Annotated in this window: 18 protein-coding genes; 6 read left to right on the top strand and 12 right to left on the bottom strand. The window is 46.5% G+C overall.

The features are described 5' to 3' along the window. Position 1: 1 nt before the first annotated feature. A complete protein-coding gene (locus BTJ40_RS09930; RefSeq protein ID WP_369974286.1) occupies positions 2–622 on the bottom strand; it encodes an ion transporter in 621 nt (206 codons plus the stop codon). Between the two features lie 194 nt (positions 623–816). Here BTJ40_RS09930 and BTJ40_RS09925 point away from each other — a divergent pair, with 194 nt between their 5' ends. Further along, positions 817–1,548: a hypothetical protein gene (locus BTJ40_RS09925; RefSeq protein ID WP_157953989.1), complete on the top strand. Its 732-nt coding sequence runs from the start codon at positions 817–819 to the stop codon at positions 1,546–1,548. 244 nt (positions 1,549–1,792) lie between these two features. Here BTJ40_RS09925 and BTJ40_RS09920 read toward each other — a convergent pair whose 3' ends face one another. Continuing rightward, entirely contained in the window at positions 1,793–2,713 is a 921-nt protein-coding gene (locus BTJ40_RS09920) for a LysR family transcriptional regulator (protein ID WP_108732940.1), read from the bottom strand. A 139-nt stretch (positions 2,714–2,852) separates the two neighbouring features. Between BTJ40_RS09920 and BTJ40_RS09915 the strand changes: the two genes are divergently transcribed. Next, on the top strand, positions 2,853–3,617 hold the full coding sequence (locus tag BTJ40_RS09915) for an SDR family NAD(P)-dependent oxidoreductase (protein WP_108732939.1): 765 nt from the start codon (positions 2,853–2,855) through the stop codon (positions 3,615–3,617). A 111-nt stretch (positions 3,618–3,728) separates the two neighbouring features. On the opposite strand, the gene BTJ40_RS09910 is transcribed toward BTJ40_RS09915, so the two are convergent. Continuing rightward, complete coding sequence (locus BTJ40_RS09910; protein WP_108732938.1) at positions 3,729–4,085, bottom strand: 5-carboxymethyl-2-hydroxymuconate Delta-isomerase; 357 nt, start codon at positions 4,083–4,085, stop codon at positions 3,729–3,731. A 31-nt stretch (positions 4,086–4,116) separates the two neighbouring features. After that, positions 4,117–5,058, bottom strand: coding sequence for a peptidyl-alpha-hydroxyglycine alpha-amidating lyase family protein (locus tag BTJ40_RS09905; protein WP_108732937.1), 942 nt, complete (start codon positions 5,056–5,058; stop codon positions 4,117–4,119). 117 nt (positions 5,059–5,175) lie between these two features. Between BTJ40_RS09905 and BTJ40_RS09900 the strand changes: the two genes are divergently transcribed. Continuing rightward, the gene (locus BTJ40_RS09900) at positions 5,176–6,072 is read left to right on the top strand and encodes a LysR family transcriptional regulator (RefSeq protein WP_192879399.1); all 897 of its coding nucleotides are present in this window, start codon (positions 5,176–5,178) and stop codon (positions 6,070–6,072) included. Positions 6,073–6,100: 28 nt separating this feature from the next. Here the strand turns inward: BTJ40_RS09900 and BTJ40_RS09895 are convergent, their stop codons facing one another. The 3 genes from BTJ40_RS09895 to BTJ40_RS09885 all read right to left on the bottom strand — a co-directional run bounded on the left by BTJ40_RS09895 (position 6,101) and on the right by BTJ40_RS09885 (position 11,330). Further along, positions 6,101–6,547: a GNAT family N-acetyltransferase gene (locus BTJ40_RS09895; protein ID WP_108732935.1), complete on the bottom strand. Its 447-nt coding sequence runs from the start codon at positions 6,545–6,547 to the stop codon at positions 6,101–6,103. A gap of 293 nt (positions 6,548–6,840) precedes the next feature. Then, on the bottom strand, positions 6,841–9,966 hold the full coding sequence (locus tag BTJ40_RS09890) for an efflux RND transporter permease subunit (RefSeq protein WP_108732934.1): 3,126 nt from the start codon (positions 9,964–9,966) through the stop codon (positions 6,841–6,843). Beyond that, positions 9,963–11,330, bottom strand: coding sequence for an efflux RND transporter periplasmic adaptor subunit (locus BTJ40_RS09885; protein ID WP_157953988.1), 1,368 nt, complete (start codon positions 11,328–11,330; stop codon positions 9,963–9,965). The genes BTJ40_RS09890 and BTJ40_RS09885 overlap by 4 nt, the downstream gene beginning before the upstream one ends. 294 nt (positions 11,331–11,624) lie before the next feature. Between BTJ40_RS09885 and BTJ40_RS09880 the strand changes: the two genes are divergently transcribed. Next, entirely contained in the window at positions 11,625–12,044 is a 420-nt protein-coding gene (locus BTJ40_RS09880; RefSeq protein ID WP_157953987.1) for an ester cyclase, read from the top strand. 87 nt (positions 12,045–12,131) lie between these two features. Then, entirely contained in the window at positions 12,132–12,800 is a 669-nt protein-coding gene (pcp, locus tag BTJ40_RS09875; protein WP_108732931.1) for a pyroglutamyl-peptidase I, read from the top strand. A gap of 122 nt (positions 12,801–12,922) precedes the next feature. Here pcp and BTJ40_RS09870 read toward each other — a convergent pair whose 3' ends face one another. The 5 genes from BTJ40_RS09870 to BTJ40_RS09850 form a co-directional block, all read right to left on the bottom strand. Continuing rightward, positions 12,923–13,435 carry a DUF2059 domain-containing protein gene (locus BTJ40_RS09870; RefSeq protein WP_108732930.1) on the bottom strand — a complete coding sequence of 171 codons (513 nt, stop codon included), beginning with the start codon at positions 13,433–13,435 and terminating at the stop codon, positions 12,923–12,925. Between the two features lie 373 nt (positions 13,436–13,808). Further along, positions 13,809–14,237 (bottom strand): putative adhesin, encoded by a 429-nt coding sequence (locus tag BTJ40_RS23150; RefSeq protein ID WP_108732929.1) that lies wholly within the window; start codon positions 14,235–14,237, stop codon positions 13,809–13,811. A 340-nt stretch (positions 14,238–14,577) separates the two neighbouring features. Beyond that, entirely contained in the window at positions 14,578–15,018 is a 441-nt protein-coding gene (locus tag BTJ40_RS09860) for a cupin domain-containing protein (RefSeq protein WP_108732928.1), read from the bottom strand. Between the two features lie 365 nt (positions 15,019–15,383). Further along, entirely contained in the window at positions 15,384–15,713 is a 330-nt protein-coding gene (locus tag BTJ40_RS09855; protein WP_108732927.1) for a multidrug efflux SMR transporter, read from the bottom strand. 151 nt (positions 15,714–15,864) lie between these two features. Next, positions 15,865–16,329 carry a cupin domain-containing protein gene (locus BTJ40_RS09850; RefSeq protein WP_108732926.1) on the bottom strand — a complete coding sequence of 155 codons (465 nt, stop codon included), beginning with the start codon at positions 16,327–16,329 and terminating at the stop codon, positions 15,865–15,867. 255 nt (positions 16,330–16,584) lie between these two features. On the opposite strand from BTJ40_RS09850, the gene hrpB reads away from it, so the two are divergent. Further along, positions 16,585–19,149 carry an ATP-dependent helicase HrpB gene (gene hrpB / locus BTJ40_RS09845; RefSeq protein WP_108732925.1) on the top strand — a complete coding sequence of 855 codons (2,565 nt, stop codon included), beginning with the start codon at positions 16,585–16,587 and terminating at the stop codon, positions 19,147–19,149. Positions 19,150–19,340 lie beyond the last annotated feature (191 nt).

The raw sequence follows: 19,340 nt of genomic DNA, 5'->3' as shown, positions 1-19,340 counted from the left end.
ACTAATCGCTTTCTACATCTTCAAGCCGGGCTTTAGATAAAGCAGAAGCGACAAGCCCTGTCGGAATTGCAACCACTCCCAAACCAATCAAAAGCACAAAGAAAGTAAATATTCTCCCACCGAGAGTAACTGGATACATGTCACCATAACCCACAGTGGTCAAGGTTGTAACTGCCCACCACAAACTGTGAAAGATAGATTTAAATTGTTCCGGCTGAGCAGCGCTCTCAAAGTAATAGATACCTACAGCAGACAAATAAAGTAAGATCAGAGCTGTTACACCAAACAATACCAATTCCTCCTTAACCATACGAAATGCACGGCTAAATCGAGCAACAGCCTTACTGTAGCGTAACAATTTTAAAACTCTAAAAACTTGAAATAAGCGAACAATTCTAAGCGCCCTTAAGTCCATCCCTGAAGCCATATAAAATGGCAAGAACGCCATAAGATCAATCAAACCATAAAAGCTGAAGATAAAATTTAACCTATTTTGAGCTGCATAAACGCGGCATATATACTCAAAAGTGAATATTACTACTGAGAATACCTCAAAAAAGTTTAAAATTCTTTTCTGCTCTTGAGTTAGGCCAGGAAAGGTATTTATAGAAAAAGAAGACAGGGCTGGCAGACATATGACAAAAACTCACCTACATAAAAAGCAATTTTTCTAAATTACTTAGCTTATACTTCCCCAAACACCTTGACGACCATAAATCAAAAAAAATCATTTAATATAAAAGCTACCGCTTCGCAATGAAGTGTAATTACTTTATATCCTCAGGCTCTACAAACCTGCCAAAAATATGCGGTATCATGCCAGGTATCGATGAAATGGAGTCCATAGCCATGCCGCTACAAGATCAATTAAACTCGCGTAACGCACTTAGAGCACTGAAAGCTGACCCACAAACTGCACTACAAAATTATCGCTTGCAAATCGGCCTCCAGCCTGGGCATCAAACGCAACTGGCCCGAGTTCCTTTCTCACTCAATATGGGAAATATCAATATTGGCCCGGGTGCACCAAATAACGACAGTAGAATCTATATTCAGGCACTCACAACCCCAACGCGGGGACACAATTCTGTGAATCGATATACTGCGCTATTACGGCCCAATACAGCAAATGCGGATTTCTGGGTAACCGAGCGTCAAACTGGTTGTAGTTTAATCATTCTTGACTGGGGTGGTGGCCAGCTCTCTATGGGACACTTGCAACCCCATCCATTTAATAGTTACAACCAGGTAAATCAAACTATTATTAATAATACACCTCTCAGTGTATTTGCCAGCACGCAGAGAAGCTACTTGCGAACAGACGTCACTCAGCTAATCGATGCCTCTAAAGTTGGCGGCCTGGACCCTAATCGTTACATTTTGATTCAATCAAACTTTGCGGCCATTAATCTGCAAAATAAAAACGTAATAGGTGTTAAGGAAACTGGCCAGTGGAACTTTTACATGCAAACCAATGGTGTGAATAGAACTGTCCAGCAGCTCGTATGGACCGACTGGAGTTCTTACCTGCCCTATTTTGCCTACTAATAATCAGGTTTTTAAAAAGGCCAGATTGGTTGAACAGAGTATCAATCTGGCCAGCAGCAGGTCGCACATAACATGTACGGGAAAGGATACCTGATTGGCATTGTTGCTGCGCTTGTCTTATGGCTACTGCTTAGATATGTCGACAAGCGCTACTACCAAAAGAAAAGAGAATTAAAAAGAAAGAAGCTTCAGGAAATTCAAAAGAAAAAAAGAGATAATACGTAAAACCCTGCCATATTTGCTTTTAAGGCTGGATTAAATCCCTCTGCAAGCCCTCAACCAATGCCTGCCAAACTACTTCTACCGCTTTACTTCTTATAGACCTTCCCAAGCACACTAGATGGATCGGCTGCAACTCAGGGCTTCTCCATTGCTGAAAGATAGACATCAATTTACCTTCTACTAATTCGCTACGCACCAGAAGGGGATCAATCATAACTATACCTTGACCCATTGTAGCTAATTCAACCAATGTACGACCATCATCGACCACCATCGCCGGGTCGATGGCAATAGTCTTTATTTCGTTATCATCGTTAGAAAAGTGCCAGTGATCAATGGTTGTTGTTTGGTTACTAAACACTAAGCATTGATGCTGGCTTAAATCATCTGGAGAATTAGGCTCACCCCGATTCTCCAAATAATCCGGGCTGGCAAACCACCCCCAACGCTTTTCACCTATTCGGCGCGCTACCAATGAAGAGTCCGGCAAATGCCCCGTGCGAATCGCAATATCAACTCCTTCATCCAGTAAGTTCACAACCTTATCGCTTAAGTTCACTTGAAAAGTAATTTTTGGGTAACGTTGCTTTAGTAATGGTATGGATGGCAATAAGTACCGCTGCCCCATTAAGGTAGAGCAACTTATTTTAACTCTACCAACAGCTTCATCCTGGTGGGAGAGGATCAGGTGTTCGGTATTGCTCATTAGCTGAGCCATAGTCTCAGTTGCTTGCAACAAAGCAGCACCGGCATCCGTAAGGCGCAATTGCCGCGTACTTCTGTGCAATAGACGCTGATCAACAAACCCCTCCAGCTGTGCCAACTTTTTGCTGACTGATGAGCGAGGTAAGCCCAGCTGATTAGCTGCTCCCTGAAAACTGCCTTGCTCAATGACCAACCGGAAAACGTACAAATGTCCCAAGTATTGATGTAGATGCTGCATTCTGCCTCATTGCTTCCAAATTAGAACCAAAGTGTTGCCCTAACGGTGTCTTATTGATACCAGTCTAACAACATATCCTCCTAAGCCTAATCTTGGCAACTGCCATTCATTGCACCATTACAATCGCAAGAGAGGATCTATGGGACACCAGCAGAGAACAAAAACCATCACAATCACTGGTGGCACTGCCGGTATTGGACTCGCAACAGCTAAACAATTTTTATCCGAGGGCTGGCAAGTCATCATCACGGGCCGAAATGCTGAAAAACTGGAACAAACAGCCGAGGATATCGCGGGTCTCTTTGGGAGTAGCGGCCAGCTGACCTGCCACCTATGTGATAGTGGAAAACTCGACCAAATTGAGCAACTGGGAAAAAAATTACAAAACGATGAGGTTAAACTGGATGCCCTTATCTTGAATGCCGGTATTTTCAAGCCTGGGATATTTGAGGAAACCGATGAAGCCCTCTTCGATCACACTTTTGATATCAATGTGAAGGGACCTTTTTTCACGCTGCAAAAATTACTACCGATGATGAATAACCCCTCCAGCGTGGTTTTGCTTTCAAGTATTGCCGTAGAGAAAACCTTTTCGGGAACTTCCGCTTATAGCGCGAGTAAGTCTGCCATTGAAGGTTATGCCCAGGTCCTGAATGCGGAGTTAGCGGTGAGGGGAATTCGTATAAATAGCGTACGCCCCGGAATCACCCTGACCGAAATCCAGGAAAAAGCCGGCATGAGCCAATCAGACATTCAAAGTCTCGCAGAGAGTATGATGGTAACGCCACTGGGCCGTGCACTTGAGGTAGATGACATAGTGCCAGCAATCCACTACCTGGCCACAGATCACTCAGTCGGTATGCGAAATGCACACCTGAAGGTTGATGGGGGCTACTGCCTCTAACCGGCTTGAAAGTGCACAAGTGGGGGCCAAGCCCTCCACTTGTGCGAATGAGTACCTTTTGCCGAAGCTTTCTCGTAGTTCACCCCGGCACACTTAAACACAGGAAATAAGCTACGCAGCGAGTCCCAATGCAGCGCGATTACAATATGTAGCTCGCACAATCTCGCGGACCTCTACAGAAACCATCTCCACATCGGGTACGGCTGCACACAGTGCCTTGGCTAGTAAATGAGCCAAGTTTTGTCGCTGCTCAATACTTCTACCAGAAAGCAGACTACATTCCAGGTGTACAAACGGTGCTGGTTCAGGTCCAACCAAATAATGCTCGACAGGTAACAAACGAACTTTAATATCCCCCGACTCAAAGAGTGCAGACTGATCTGCAGCGGCATGGATAGAAGTCAGTAAGCTATCAACATCTACCGACTCAAGTAGGTTAGAAGGACACTGGATAACACAGTGAGGCATAAATACTCCCAGGTGAATTTTGAAAGAAAAGCTACATGATCGGAGCGGGTAGTGTATCCGCTGGCAATAAGCGATTGATGGTCCAATTCAAGATATGGGACACCCAAAGTCCGTCGCCATCCACATAGATCCCATGCACAAAGCCAAACTGCTTCTGTCCCCGCCCAGGCTGGCCTTGATAGCGCATCTTGAGATCACCAGACAGGTCGTACTGTCGCACTTCCTCGGCCCGCGCATCTGTCATCCACAAAGCATCACCTTTGAGAAACAGGACATAGGGGTAACCTATTCCACTCCATTGAGTTAAATATTTACCCTTTGAATCAAAGATCTGTACCCGGCGATTTTCACGATCGGCAATATATAACTGCCCCTCGGAATCAATCACAATGGAGTGAGGGAAATTAAACTCTCCAGGGGCCTCCCCCTGACCACCCCAGGTGGTTACCAAAAGGCCATTCTTATCCAGCTTTACGATGCGGCTGTTGCCTTTATCCACCACATAAATAAATCCATTTCTATCCACCGCAACATCTTGGGGCTGATCGAACAGCACCAAGTTGTAGTCGCGATCAAACCAGCCTTCACTGGCTGTACCTCGCTTCCCCAATACCATGGCTACTTCGCCATCAGGTGCAAATTTCAATACCAGGTGCGTGGTAGTATCGGTAGTCCAAATATTGCCTTTATGGTCTATACGAAGACCATGCGGATTTTCAAACAGTCCCGCGCCGATTTCGCGAACAAAACGCCGCTGTCCATCGAACTCCAACAGCGAATGAGACCCTCGGTGAAACACAACAAAGTGGCCATTCTCCCTGCGGACCACCCCCGCAACCTCCCCAAAGTGCCACCCCACTGGCAACTTAAAATCACCACCCTTGACGTGAAATGGCTGGCTGTTTAGGGGCGCCTCGGCCAGCGTAAAAGCGCTGGGAACCAAAATCAGGCATAGCAATACAATCACTCTCATCAGAAACCCTTCTTAACTTGTCGATCTGCCGAGATATTGTGACTTTTTCCTATAAATGCGTTAATAGCATAAATTTGATATTCACTTTTTCCCAACAGGAAATTATTGGAGGTTCCTTTGGACCGGTTCCACTTAATTCAGGTGTTCACTACGGTGGCGCGATTGGGGTCATTTACCCGTGCCGCCCGGGAATTGGGGTCCACGGTGTCTGCTGTGAGCAAGGCCCTCCAACAGCTTGAGCAGCGACTGGGTACTCGGCTGATTCACCGTACTACCCGATCCCAAAGCCTTACGGATGCGGGGCGGGACTACCTGGAAACCACAGAGCGTGTCCTTAATGATCTACGGGAAGTGGAAGAGCGACTAACCAGCTCCAAGGGGCAGCCCTCTGGATTGTTGCGGATTACCGCCCCAACGGCTCTGGGGCAGTTCTGGCTGGCACCTAGGCTACCGAAGTTTACAACTGAGCACCCGGATATCCGTTTGGACCTGATTCTGGATGATCAGCTTCGGGATCTTACCGGTGAAGGGTTTGACCTGGCATTGCGCTCCCAGCCTGCGCAGCCCCAATCAACGCTGTACTCTCATCAAATCGGCCGGCACGATCGGCTCCTGGTAGCATCTCCTGAGTACCTGGCAAGGATTAAGTCTTTTTCCTCCCCGGACCAATTCAATAAATTCCAACTACTGTGTTACAAGTACAGCCGCGATCCACTCTCCTGGACCTTTCAAAAGGGGCAGGAATCGATCACGATTGCCCCCAAGCCCTACTTTTCAAGTAATAACTACTATTCCCTCTACCAAGCAGCCCTATCTGGCGCCGGTATAGCCTGCCTTTACGATTATTTGGTAGAGCGGGATATTACGGCAGGTAACTTGGTTCAGGTTCTGCCGGATTGGCAGCAATCAAGCAGGCCACTTTTTGCGGTGTATCAGCAGAGAAGAGCCGCCTCCGCCAAGCTGGATGCCTTTTGGAGGTTTCTGGAGGAATGTTTTGAGAACAACACCTGCTGATAATCCTGTAGCATAAGCGTTTCTGTATTTAGCTGGCGCTGGGTGGGCGAACCATCTCATTGGCAAGTACAGGGACCCCGCTGTAGGTAGTTTGCAGCTCCCCGGTCACCACAAAACCATATTTGCGATAAAGGTTTTTCACCGGGTCGTTGGTCTTGGCAACCTGCAGGTATACAGCGCCACTGATTTCCCCTAACAGGTACTCCAGCAACTCCCGCCCTATCCCCTGACCTCTAAACGATGGGTGAACAAACAGTGCACGAATCTCATCTTTATATCGCGCACCATAGCCAAGAACATCACCTTTTTCATACACATAAATGTCCGACTCCATCAGCTGAGCCAAACGTTTTTGATCTTTATCCAGCGGCAGCAAATTGAAACTCCGGCTTTCAAACCGTAACTCATCGAGTTTTGAACGGGCATATATATCCAGCACACGTGGATAGTCATTTTTATTGTATTTTCTAATCATTTTGAGAGTGAATCTGTACAAAAGAAGACAAGTTCAAATTTATCTTCCTGATTATCAATTGAAGTAAAGAGGACAACAAGGACTATTCGCTACTTATTCCGTGACGCACATAAAACATTCGACTACTTAAAACAACCCCGAAACCCTAAATTGGATACTCGTACAAGTGCGCTAATTAAGAATTGATGAATAATTCTTCCCGGAGCCCAAAGCATTACCACTGCCTTCTCTTTTATCTTCCTTCTTCTACCGCTTATTCCAGCTACTACATTCAAGATTATCCGGGTGCTAACTTAAGTCGTAGAAGCGGCGATATCTTCAGGTAATCCGTCTAACGGCTCCTGAATTCTCTCAGTTAAGCCAAAGTCCTTGAGAATGCCATAAAGGGCTGGCAGGACTAACAGAATCAAAACGGTTGAACTACTTATCCCAAATACAATACTGGTCACCAGTGGAATCAGTATCTGGGCTTGAAGGCTGGTTTCGAACATCAGCGGAAGCAAGCCGGCTACTGTTGTCAGTGAGGTAAGGAAAATAGCCCTGAACCGGTCGCGGCTGGCTTGACTCGCCGCCGTGTGAACATCCATTCCCTTTCGAACGCGGAGCTTCACAAACTCTACCAACAGAATTGAATCATTCACCACAATTCCAGTGAGAGAGACAAATCCCATCATACTGGGCATCGTCATATTTTGCCCCATAATAATATGTCCCCAGACTACACCTATTAAAGCCAGGGGAATCGCCATCATCACGATTACAGGCTCGGTATAGCTGCGGAACTGTAGCGACAGCAATAAGTAGATCCCGATAGCTCCGATCAATAGCGCCTTGCCCATAGAAAGACCAGTTACCAGGCTATTTTCAATCTCTCCCTTCATGGTTACTCTCAGGCTGGGAAATTCCTTCTCAAGCGGGGCAAAAAAGTTCTGCTGGGTATCCAGTAAAATCTCGCTGGTATTAGCTCGTTCCGTAAATACATCTGCGAACACAGTAACCACACGCTCGCCATTAACTCTCTGAAGCCGCGCGTAGTCCCGGTGCATTTCGATATCGGCAATTGCCAATAGGGGTACGCGCTGCCTTGTCTCAGGGTGAATAATTACAAGCTCATCAAAACGGGATAGCGCACTGCGGGATTGCTCATCCAAACGAACACGAATTTCGTAAGTCTCTCCCTGGTACTGTACTTCATCAATCTCAGTGCCCTGGTAGGCAGCTCGCAATTGGTGCGCAACTACACTTGCATCAATGCCCGAGGCGTAAACGCCCTCCCGCATCCTCACCGTGAGCTGTGGTTTTCCAGGACGCAGGTCGTCCAGCACATTCACCACACCTTCATATCTCTGTAGCCAGTTCTGCAAGCGAATAGATATTCCTTTCAGCTGGTCTATATCCAAGCCAGCCAGGCGAAGATATATAGCTCGACCTGCTGGCCCCGGTGATGGCTCCTTATATAGAATCGCAATCGCCCCAGGAACATCACCGGCAGTATTATCCCAGGCCTGGCGTAATTCATTGATACTTGTGTGACGAATTTCTGCGGCCAATAGATCGGCATTAATCGTGGCTACGTGGGCCCCGCTCTCAAAGGCATCTCCATTCACACCGTAAGTCACACTAATATGTTCAATGAGCGGAGCAACTTCCCTTTCTGATAACTGATCGACAGCCCGGTACAATGCCCTCTTTTGATAATCCAATAATTTTTCCATCTCTTCCAGGGAGGTTCCCTGAGGCATCAGGATTCGGGCCTGCAGCAAATCTCCCTCTAAGGTGGGAAACCCCTGGAATTTGACTATACCCGCAGGTAATAAACTCACAGTGATAAAAAACAACCCCACTACCCCGCCAACAAATACATACCGATACTCCACCGCCTTATCAGCAATGCGCCCAACACACTCTCGCAACCATTCAAATCGCTGGGCAAAAGAAACTTTCCAAGCAGGTATAACCTCCTTATGGGAAAGTGCATGGCGCAAATGAGCAGGGAGAATTAGAAAGGCCTCGATCAGGCTAACCACCAGTACAGAGATTAAAACTATGGGTAAAACCTTGAGGACCTGTCCCATATCCCCTTTGATAAAAGCTAAACCGGAAAAGACCACTACCGTGGTGATAAAAGAAGAAAGCACTCCCCTTGCTACACGCTTGGTGCCAACAACCACCGCCTGCAAAGGTGTACGCCCATCCCGGTACTCAGTAGCTATGCTCTCTGAAAGTACAATGGCATCATCCATTAAGATACCGATTGCTATCAGCAACCCCACCAAACTAATCATATTGATGGAGACACCCAGAGCAGTGATCACAGCAAAGGCTCCGAGAAACGAAACGGGTAAGCCCATCACCACCCAAAAAACATATCGACCACTAAAAAATAAATAGAGAGTCAGCGCGACCAGGATAAGCCCTTGCCAGGCATTGGTAATAATCATACGCAAACGATCGGCAACAATTGAGGCGCTATCCTGGGTAAGTACCAAGCGCATCTCATCGGGCAACTTGGCATTTTCCGATTTTACGAACTCCCTGACTGCTTCCAGTACCCGCAAGCTGTCATCCACACTATTTTTCCGGACAACTAACAATGCCGCACGCTGCCCATCAAAAGTAATTTTCTCTTCTTCTTTTTCAAAGCTATCGTGGATAGTAGCGATATCTCCCAGACGCACTTCCGCACCACCCCTTCCTTTTACGACTACCAATTCCTCAAGTTCAGCCGCCGTGTGCCGTTTTTCGCTAAAACGTACCTGATACTCCCGATCAGGGGCTGTTACTTTACCGGCAGGCATATCTATGGCCTGCTTATCAATAATTGCTGCGAGATCAGCAACGCTGAGTCCATACTGTCGTAAGTTATGATCGGAAATTTCCACTTGCAGTTGATGGTCTGAAAACCCTGAAATTTTGACAATGGGAATCAGTGGGTGCCTAAGTAACTCCCGGCGGTAGTGTTCGGCCAGCTGGTTGAGCTGAGTGAGGGGCAAATCCGCACTTAAAGCAACACTTACCACCGGCTGAGTGCGCCCCAGCTCTTCGATAACAGGCCTTTCAATTTCAGCAGGTAGAGAATCTATCGCATCTACGGCAGATTCAACATCAGCAAGAAACTGGCCCATGTTGCCCGCTTCCTGCATTTTCAGGGTCATAACTCCGAAGTTGTCTTTCGCTTCACACCGGCGCTCAAGGATAAATGGGATGCCATCCGTTGCCTCTTCGAGCGGAAGGCAGATGCTGTCTTCAACTTCAGCGGTAGCCGCACCGGAATAAAGTACAGAGACTTGCACTTCAAACTTATCGATTTCCGGCATCGTCTCCCGCTTCATCGTTGGCAGAACGAAAAAACCAGCCAACATTAGCCCTACCATCAACAAATTCGCTGCAGTTGGATGATTCGCGAAAAAGCAAATCACTTTACGGCTCCATCTGCGACAATAGACAGGCTTGAATCCACAACCCCACGACCAACAATAGATACGGTTGTTCCATTCAGAGCCGGTATTACATCAGTAATGATCACTTGATCTCCAGGCACTAGGCCAGAGCGCACCACAACTGAATCCCCTTGGTAATAGTCCACTTTTATGGCTTGAATTTTCAGCTGTCCATTTTCAACCAGGTATACCCGGCCCTCATGCAAAGCTCTACGAGGGATGGCCAGAGCTAGTGAAGGTGGTGCTATCAGTTTCACCCTGGCATACATACCTCTAAATAGTGGCGACCGTCCCTCGGCTACGATATTTTGATAGGGATTATCGACCTCGACGACTACTGACAGGGTTCTACTTGTGGTATCCATGGTACCCGCGACTCTCACTACCCTACCTCGCCACTCCCGGTGTTCAACTCCACCCACCAAGCTCACCCTGGCCTCCAATCCCAATAACGCATCTGAAAATTCTTCAATCGAAAGCGCTTGCTCTTCAAGAGATTCCAGACTTCGAAAAAGAGGGGCTATCTGGGACATCGCCAGTTCAGCAGACACCTCAACCTGATCCATACCATGGGCGTTAAAGAGCCGGGTCCCATGGGCGACAGATTGGCCTTTCTCTATATATACATCCCCGATTCGAGCATCGAAGGGTAGGCTTATTTGAGTTCGCGACAATTGATACTGACTTTCACCAAGCCTTGCTTCAGCGCGGCGTATCTGCGCCTCAATTACCTGTCTGCGAGTGGGAAACAGGGAGAGCTGGCTCTTTTGTAACTCAACCTCCTGTCGCAACTTCAGTACACTTTGCTCTTCGGCATCCACTGCCGAGCGGGAAACAATGCCTTTAATGGCCAATTGCCGCTTTCGCTGTAATTCCTGCTCTCCAAGCTCCAGTGTCCGCAGTACTATCTCCAGAGAGCGATTGTTATTGGCCTCTTCAACATCCAGCTCTTGCAATTTAGCCTTGCAAACTGCCAGATCACTCTCTGCTTGGGCTACAGACAAGCGATAGCTGGTGGCGTCAATATTTAAAATTGGAGTTCCGGCGGATATTATTGCACCTGGCTTTAAATCAGCTGATACTGAAGCCACACGACCACTTACTTCTGAATTAGCCTTTAGGATATGGCTCGGCATTACTTCACCAAAAGTGATCGTTTCGGCCCTAACAGGCACCCTTTCCACTTCAATGACCTGAACCGGTATCGCTGGAATCTGCCCTTCATACCTTTGTGGTTTTTGCCGGCTAGTGACTAATGATGAAGCTATTATAATTCCACTAAAGACCAAAATTGGTAGCATCCTCCGACGTTTCAGCAAGGCCTTTAGTTCATTACTTTTCATATAATTTCCCCAGAGGGGTTAGCAAAGTTGAGAATGAACATTGATCAAGAGAAAATTGGCGGCAATGACTTAAGTGTCATACAATAGTTGTTAAATACCCCTGCAATACTTATCAACAATAGTTTGGTAAGCGAATTGGACCAATAAAAATAGCCCCTGCCCTTTTGACTCCTGTAGATTTGCGCCAAATAGATTTCTCAGTTATCAACCAGATTGCAGTTTTATCCTGTTAGTATCCGGTCCTGAACTATGCTTGGGCTACCCAACTACGACCTAACTGACAATGGGACTAAAATGGCTAACAAGCACAAAGAAATTTCAAAATCTCTAATGGAACTATGGGGTGACAATACACCACATAAAGCCACAGACTATCTCGCTCCCGACTATAAAAACCATCAAATGCCCTATGTCGGTGGTGATACCTCAGTATTATCCCTGCAGGGATGGCAGGAGCTTGTCAGTGAGTTCCATAAAGGGTTTTCCGACGTAAAAATGGAATTGCTACTTCAAGTTACAGAGGGAGACTATGTTTGCACTCGCTGGAGGATAACTGCAACTCATACTGGAAAATTTAAACAATATAAAGCTACAGGAAAAACCACCAGCTGGACCGGTGTCCATACCGACCGATTTAAGGATGGAAAAATGGTAGAAAGCTGGGTCGACTGGGACAAGTTTACGTTTATGGAAAAGCTGGGAATATTGAATTAACCTGCGACAAGGTCATCAAAGGTTACACAATTGCCCTTGGTGACCCTCATAAAACTGCGATCAAACAACCTGCAGCGAAAAGTCACAATGCCAACAGTCTTGGTAACAGGTTTCGAGCCATTTGGTAACACGCCAATAAATCCTGCTGAATCAGTTATGCGTATGCTGGATGGCACACGAATAGCTAATGGTGATATTAGCGGTCTTTTGGTACCCAATAACTTCTTCGAAAGTATTGATGTTGTCACAGATGCCATTGAGAAGATTCAACCGCAATTAGTTGTGATGCTTGGTGAGTACAGTGGCCGGGCAACTATTACAACCGAGAGAATTGCACAAAATTATAATGACTCCACTAGATACAACCTGAAAGATAATCGAGGCGTTGAAATACAGGGAGAGTCAACCGTAGAAAATGGCCCCGTGGCTTATCACAGCACGCTACCTATCCGCGCAATGGTAATGGCCATGCGCAATGCTGGCGTTCCTGCAGATATATCTGATACTGCTGGTACTTTTTGCTGCAATCACCTGATGTACGGAGCACTTCACTATATCGCAACTAATCAACTGGATATCCCGGCCGGCTGGATTCACCTCCCCCAGCTACCTCAAGTTGCCGCTACGCCCGAATACATCGGTAATCCCAGTATGTCCGTGGAGACCTCTGCCCTGGGGGTTCAAGTAGCCATTGAGGCCGCACTAGCCAACCCACAGGATAGTGACCAAGTCATTCCATCGCACTTACAAATCTAGGCAATCGAAGTCTTCGTATAAGACGTTGACTAAGCTTGTTAGGAAAAGCAAAGTGAGGGAAAATCCCCTCACAAATACCATGAAAGATTGATTCTTACAAAACGCTCAAGGAAAAACTGCTATTAATTTTGTGCCGTCTCACTGGTAGACTTTCTTTGCTCTTCCAAATCCGCTTTAAAGGCCAGGGATATCTCTCTTAGCTTGGGCATAAAACCTTGGACCATTTGTTGCGAAATAACCATTGAGTCATTCATTACCGCAGGCATTTTGACTAGCATGGATTGACCGGTTTCAGTACGGAAGAAAGTCAGCATATCCTGAACTTCCTCTTCAGAGTAATGCTTTAGGTAAACCTCAATCATTGGCTCCTTTATCTTCTGCCAATTCATCTCCTCCTTCATTAGAGCGATAACTTCCTTCATATGCTGGTCAAAAAGTTTCTGTTCCGAAGGTCTTACCCCCAGCTGCCCAGACATACCTGATAACATCTGATCCATTTGCGCATAGATGGTATCGAGCATGGCCTCAGCATTCGATACTTCCAGTAGCTCCTCGACACTCTCTCGTTTACTCTCTCCTGCAATTGCCCCAAAGGACAACACACTTAAGACAACCCCTAACAACAACTGCTTCATTGATATTTCCCCAACATGCTTCTTAAAGTGAAAGCCTAATTTTTAAATAGGAAGCCAGGGCTTATTATCACCATCGACATTTTTTATGCAATCAACAAAAGCTATAACAGAATAAGGACGCAAGCAAAGCGAACTTAATGTACCAAATAGGTTGTTTAATATACTTTTAATGTCAACTATGCTCTACGCAAACAGGATGATTGAAACCTCAAATTTATCGATACTAATTTAACGCAACATCATCACTATATTTATCTCCTCCAGATAACCCCGACATTACAGCTACAGTACCTGTCCACAATGTATTCCGGCAGAAAAGACAATCAATATCATTAAAGTGATGACCCTTCTTATCTAAAGTATCCAATACCCACTACAAGTTCACTCCTGTCATAAACTGTCTGTTTCTGATCGTTAAAATACTGGGAGGCTGAAAGGACTGAATACTATTTGCCTGTGCAATCATTCCGATATTGTTGGCATTCTGTATTCTACGTCTACGGTTGTCGCTATTGTTATGGTTCATAACTGCATTAATGGAAGCATAGGTTTCATTGTTCGTATTATGCTTATTTGTCGAGCTGCTCGTGTATTTTGTCAAAATATAGTTAAAACAATTATCATTTAGCCCCCAATCTTCAACAGAATTGGCTCCCCTGGTATAAAATTGGCCGAGGCCCGGATCATTCACACTGAATTTATCCCGAGAATAAAAGTGCAGGTTGACGTTGTACTTTATCTTAAAGGTGGATGTGGTTCTGCGATGCCCGTGGGCAGTTATGATTAACCGATTAGTTGTCATTCCCCGAGGAGTCCATAACCAGGCGCGCTCATCAAGGTCAACACACTGGTAATTTCCTGCCGCTGCTACCTCAGAATCATCAAATGTATGCCAAAGTGCTGTCGCCTTATTACCAAAATAATCTTTTATGGCACTTATAGAATTTTAAAAAAACTGCTTTGCAGACATACCCCCTCCCTAGCTGTTAAACTAAAACTACAATTTAAAATATATTAATAAAAATCGTATCCTATCAAGCCAGGGAAGCAAATAAATACAAATATGCTATTTATAAATCAAAAAAAGGAATCAATAGCCATAGGAAATATGGCTAAAAATTAACAGGCAAACGACTATAACTTCAACCCTCAGGAACAGACAGCAATGAATCAACCCCTAATATAAGCAGCTTTGCCGGTTCTTTTTCAGAGGGGTTAATCGTACAGTGCCCCTGCTGATTTACGGCCATCTCTTTTGTAGGAACATCTCCACCAAAATGAACATCCCCAGGTTTGTATGTCACCACTACTCCATCTCGTGTTGTTGTACGCCATTGCCCCGCCAATGTGATAACCCACTGGGGGCTCGGTGTAGAATGAAAATCACTTTCCCACCCGGGAGGCAAAATTGCAAACTCAGTACGGTTGACTTTAGGTAAATCCCGAAAGTGATACTCAGGCACTGGATTGGAGTATTGTATCAACTCAAAATCCGAAAAATATCCCACAGTAGTTCTTGACCCACTACCTTTGTCGCACCAAAGGTGATAAAACTTCTGACTGATCAACGCTTCTTTTTGCATAGCAACTCACCAAAAGGCTGTAAATTAAGCCATTAAACGCCAAACAAAACTGCCGCAACCAAATTGGAATTACCCTTGAAGCATTTATCTTTCCAGCCTCTCCCCTCAACTACTGAGAAATTTTATTATAGATGAGTTTTACTTCCTTATTTCGTAGTACCAAAGACCTTCTGAGCTGTTCAGAGCCCTTTTTTAGCTTTGCAGATATTCAATAAGCCGCAATCTAGAGCGATATCACTCTTTGGACTTCACGAGGCGGGCCTGAAAGGCCCGACGGAGTTATTCAGTTGTTTACGCTGGATTTGAAAGCATGGATGGCTATATCCAATGAAAATATTTAGATAGGCAGAGTTTACCTCTGAATACTATTGCACAAACACATTGGATTTAACTGTGATCAGGGCTGTACCCGTAAATATCAATGCAATTCCGCAAGTGGCATAGATGTCAAACTTTTGCTGCCAAATAAATACAGATGCTGCACAAACAAGTGCTATTCCTACTCCAGACCAAATAGCGTAGGTCATACCTACATTCATAGTTTTCAAGACCAAAGCTAGAAACAAGCTGGCCAGTGAGTAAAAGAATATAGAGGCCATACCCAGCCACCATTTCTCCCAGCCACTAGATGCCTTAAGAAGCAATGTTGCAGTAACCTCGGCGATGATTGCAAAAGTTAAAAATAAATACGACAAAATCTACTCCATTAGAATTTTATAATTACATTTTATATATCTAAGAACTCATCAACTTAAATCATATTGGAAGAGCAAACAATAACATGCCGATACAACACCCCACCAATATTATATTTTTCCAAATGAGAAGCTACCGCTGAAATAATAATTATCCAAATGCTGTATTACCCGTAGAGCTAATCAATACAAAAGCTATCAAGCAGGGCTTATCACCTCTATTAACCCAATTGTGTACTGTCCCTCGCTGAACCAATGTATCTCCAGCAGATAATTTAACAACGACATCATCCCCCAGTTCCATCTCAATATCGCCGGAAATCACCACGGCATAATCGATACTATCGGTTTGATGAGAGCGCGGAGTCACTCCCGGCCCAAACTCTACTATCTTAAAAACTGAGCCACCCGGAATAGTGGTGCCAGCAACACTTCGCCCACCTTTGTCCTTGCCATCCTCACACAGGTCCACGGGTAGGTCCTGGGTAGTCCATAATTGCTGTTGATTCATTTGCGGCCGCCAACTACTGGTGTGCAGGCCCCTATCATCCATAAGAACCACCGGTTTACCCTCTGAGTCATGTCCCGTTACTACGCGACGAACGTTTACACTCATTGAACTCTCCTATGTACAAATCATGTAGTCATAAGGGACTATAGTTTAGCCCGCACTAAATAAACCCGGAGTTAATCCCCTCGCGAATGCTCTCATCTCCCTTAATATTTGGCTTTAGACCACTTTCATCACTTTAACTGATACGGATCTGTTAAATTCTAGGGCCTCCTAAGGTTGTCATCGCATTCCAATAACTCAAAAAAGCCCATTCGATACTGGTATCACCCATGTTGCGAAATCACTATAATCGCGCCCATGTCTGATTTACCGATTCAAAGTATCCTCCCCAAACTCCTCCAGACCATGAGTGGACATAGTAATGTCGTACTCCAGGCACCACCCGGAGCTGGTAAAACTACCGCCGTACCACTGGCATTACTGAATGAACCATGGCTAAACGGAAAGAATATTATTATGTTGGAGCCACGCCGCTTAGCCGCACGAACTGCGGCAGCGCGAATGGCTTCCCAACTGGGTGAGAGAGTTGGTGAAACCGTTGGGTTTCAGGTGCGAGGGGAGCGGAAGTCAAGTAGAAGGACCCGTATTCTAGTTGTAACTGAAGGCATTCTCACACGTCTTCTACAAGCAGACCCAGAGCTGGTATCAAGCGCCCTGGTTATATTCGATGAATTCCACGAGCGCAGCCTGCAAGCGGACCTCTCCCTCGCCCTGTGTCTCCAGTCTCAGGAGTACCTGCGAGACGACCTTAAATTACTGGTGATGTCGGCCACTCTGGATACCGATGCTATCTCCTCACTACTAAACAACGCCCCAACCATCACCAGTGAAGGGCGAAACTTCCCTGTAGATATTGAATACCTTGACCAACGGGAAGAACCTGAGGGTCCGCGCCAGGTGCCATCATTAATGGCAAGCAAGATCGTGCAATCTTTGCGTAGGGAGGAAGGCAGTATTCTGGCTTTCCTGCCTGGGGTGGCGGAGATCAAGCAGGTGGAAACCTTGCTCACGGAACGACTAAATGAGGATAACAACCACCAGAATATTGTCATCGCCCCACTGTTCGGGGATTTGAGTCGCGAACAGCAGGATCAGGCCATATCTCCCCCTGCAGAAGGAGTACGTAAAATAGTTTTAGCTACCAATGTGGCCGAAACCAGCCTGACTATTGAGGGAGTTCGAATTGTCATCGATTCCGGACTCATGCGTGAAACGCGCTTCAATCCCAACTCTGGCATGAACCAATTGGTAACAAGCAATATTTCACAAGCTTCAGCCACCCAGCGTACAGGCCGGGCCGGGCGCCTCAGTGCCGGCTACTGCTTGCGGCTATGGAGTGAGGGTCGCCAGCGGTCACTGAATTCTAAAAACACTCCGGAAATCAATCGCAGTGACTTAGCTCCGCTGGCTCTGGAGCTGGCAAAGTGGGGAGTAAACGATGTCAGCGAGCTATACTGGCTCGACACACCACCACCCGGACCTATGGCTCAGGCCCAGCAGCTATTGCAGCAGCTGGGCGCTATTGATGAGAAGCTCCGTATTACCCCTCACGGTACCAGCATGCTCACTTTTGGTGCCCACCCCCGCCTTGCCCATATGCTGGTCACAAGTGTTGACTGGGGATTGCAACAACAAGCCTGCTTGCTGGCAGCTTTATTGTCAGAGCGGGATATTTTCCGGGGGGAGGCCCGATGGGACCGGGATATCGGAAAGCGCATCCAGCTGCTGAAATCTCAAGGCAATGATCACAGGGGAGATCGCAACGCAATTCACAGAATCCGCCAACAAGCCAAGACCTGGCTGTCTCAGTTGATAGAATTTACGCCAAGTACCGATAAACCTCAGCAAGTTCTCGATAGCTCAGATGAAATTGGCGTCTTATTGGGACTGGCCTACCCCGATCGAATTGCCAAGACTCGCGGGGACTCTGCTCGCCGATTTCTTCTCTCCAGTGGTCGTGGCGCACATTTCTCCCACGATGACGCTCTCGCCTTGAGTGAATACCTGGTGATCGCAGATCTCGACGGCCAGGGTCGCGATGCCCGTATCCAGCTGGCAGCTGAGCTTTCCCTAGAGGCTCTGAAGGCAGCCTTTGCCCCTCTCATAAAAGACGAGATAACGGTAGGCTGGGATAACGCCTCGGGGCGCGCCGAAGCTCTTCAGCAAAGCCGATTGGGGTCACTGATTCTTCACCAGCAATCGACAAAAGAAGTTCCTGCAGAGGCATTAAGTCTCGCACTGCTCAAAGCTATTCGCGAGAGAGGCTTGTCTTCACTTCCCTGGAGTCCGGAAGCCAAGCAATTATGCTCTCGAGTCGAATTTTTGCGCCAGAGCCAGGGCTGTGAGGATTTGCTCGCCGATACTCCAGTACCAGATTGGAGCGATGACGTTCTTCTAGAAACTATGCAGGACTGGTTGTTACCCCACTTGCAGGGACTTCACAAGCTTGAGCAACTCGCACAATTAGACCTGATTAACATCCTGCGCGGTCAGTTGGATTGGAACTTCCAACAAAAGCTCGATGAACTGGCTCCCAGCCACTATCTGGTTCCCAGCGGCTCCCGAATCCGCATCGACTATCGGGAAACACCACCGATTTTGGCTGTGCGACTACAGGAACTGTTCGGCCTGGCGCAAACGCCTACAATTTTAAGTAAGCGCTACCCGCTGATGATCCACTTGCTCTCACCAGCTCAGCGGCCTGTGCAGATCACCCGCGATCTTGCGAACTTTTGGGCCAACACATATCAGGAGGTTAAGAAGGAGTTACGAATCAAGTACCAGAAGCACTACTGGCCCGATGACCCCCTGACAGCCGTGGCCACTACGAAAACAAAGAAGAGAATGGATATGGGACGATAGCCCCACCTTCAAACTCCCTGCCTTTGTGGCAGCAAATTGATTTATCTGGATGGCGGTTACGTTAACATTCAGCATCGACTGGATAAGTTACTCAACCGCAAGGGAGAGGAACTTGTGCTGATGAGACTTATCTCAAGTACTTTGGCCCGTAGCGAAACCCCAAGACCAGAACAAACTCTCACTTTTTAGCA

Origin of the sequence: Microbulbifer sp. A4B17 (genome assembly GCF_003076275.1) — a bacterium.
In the GTDB taxonomy this organism is placed as follows: Bacteria; Pseudomonadota; Gammaproteobacteria; order Pseudomonadales; family Cellvibrionaceae; genus Microbulbifer.
The sequence above is the reverse complement of the archived record's forward strand: the minus strand, read 5'-3'. Positions and strand labels throughout refer to the sequence as shown.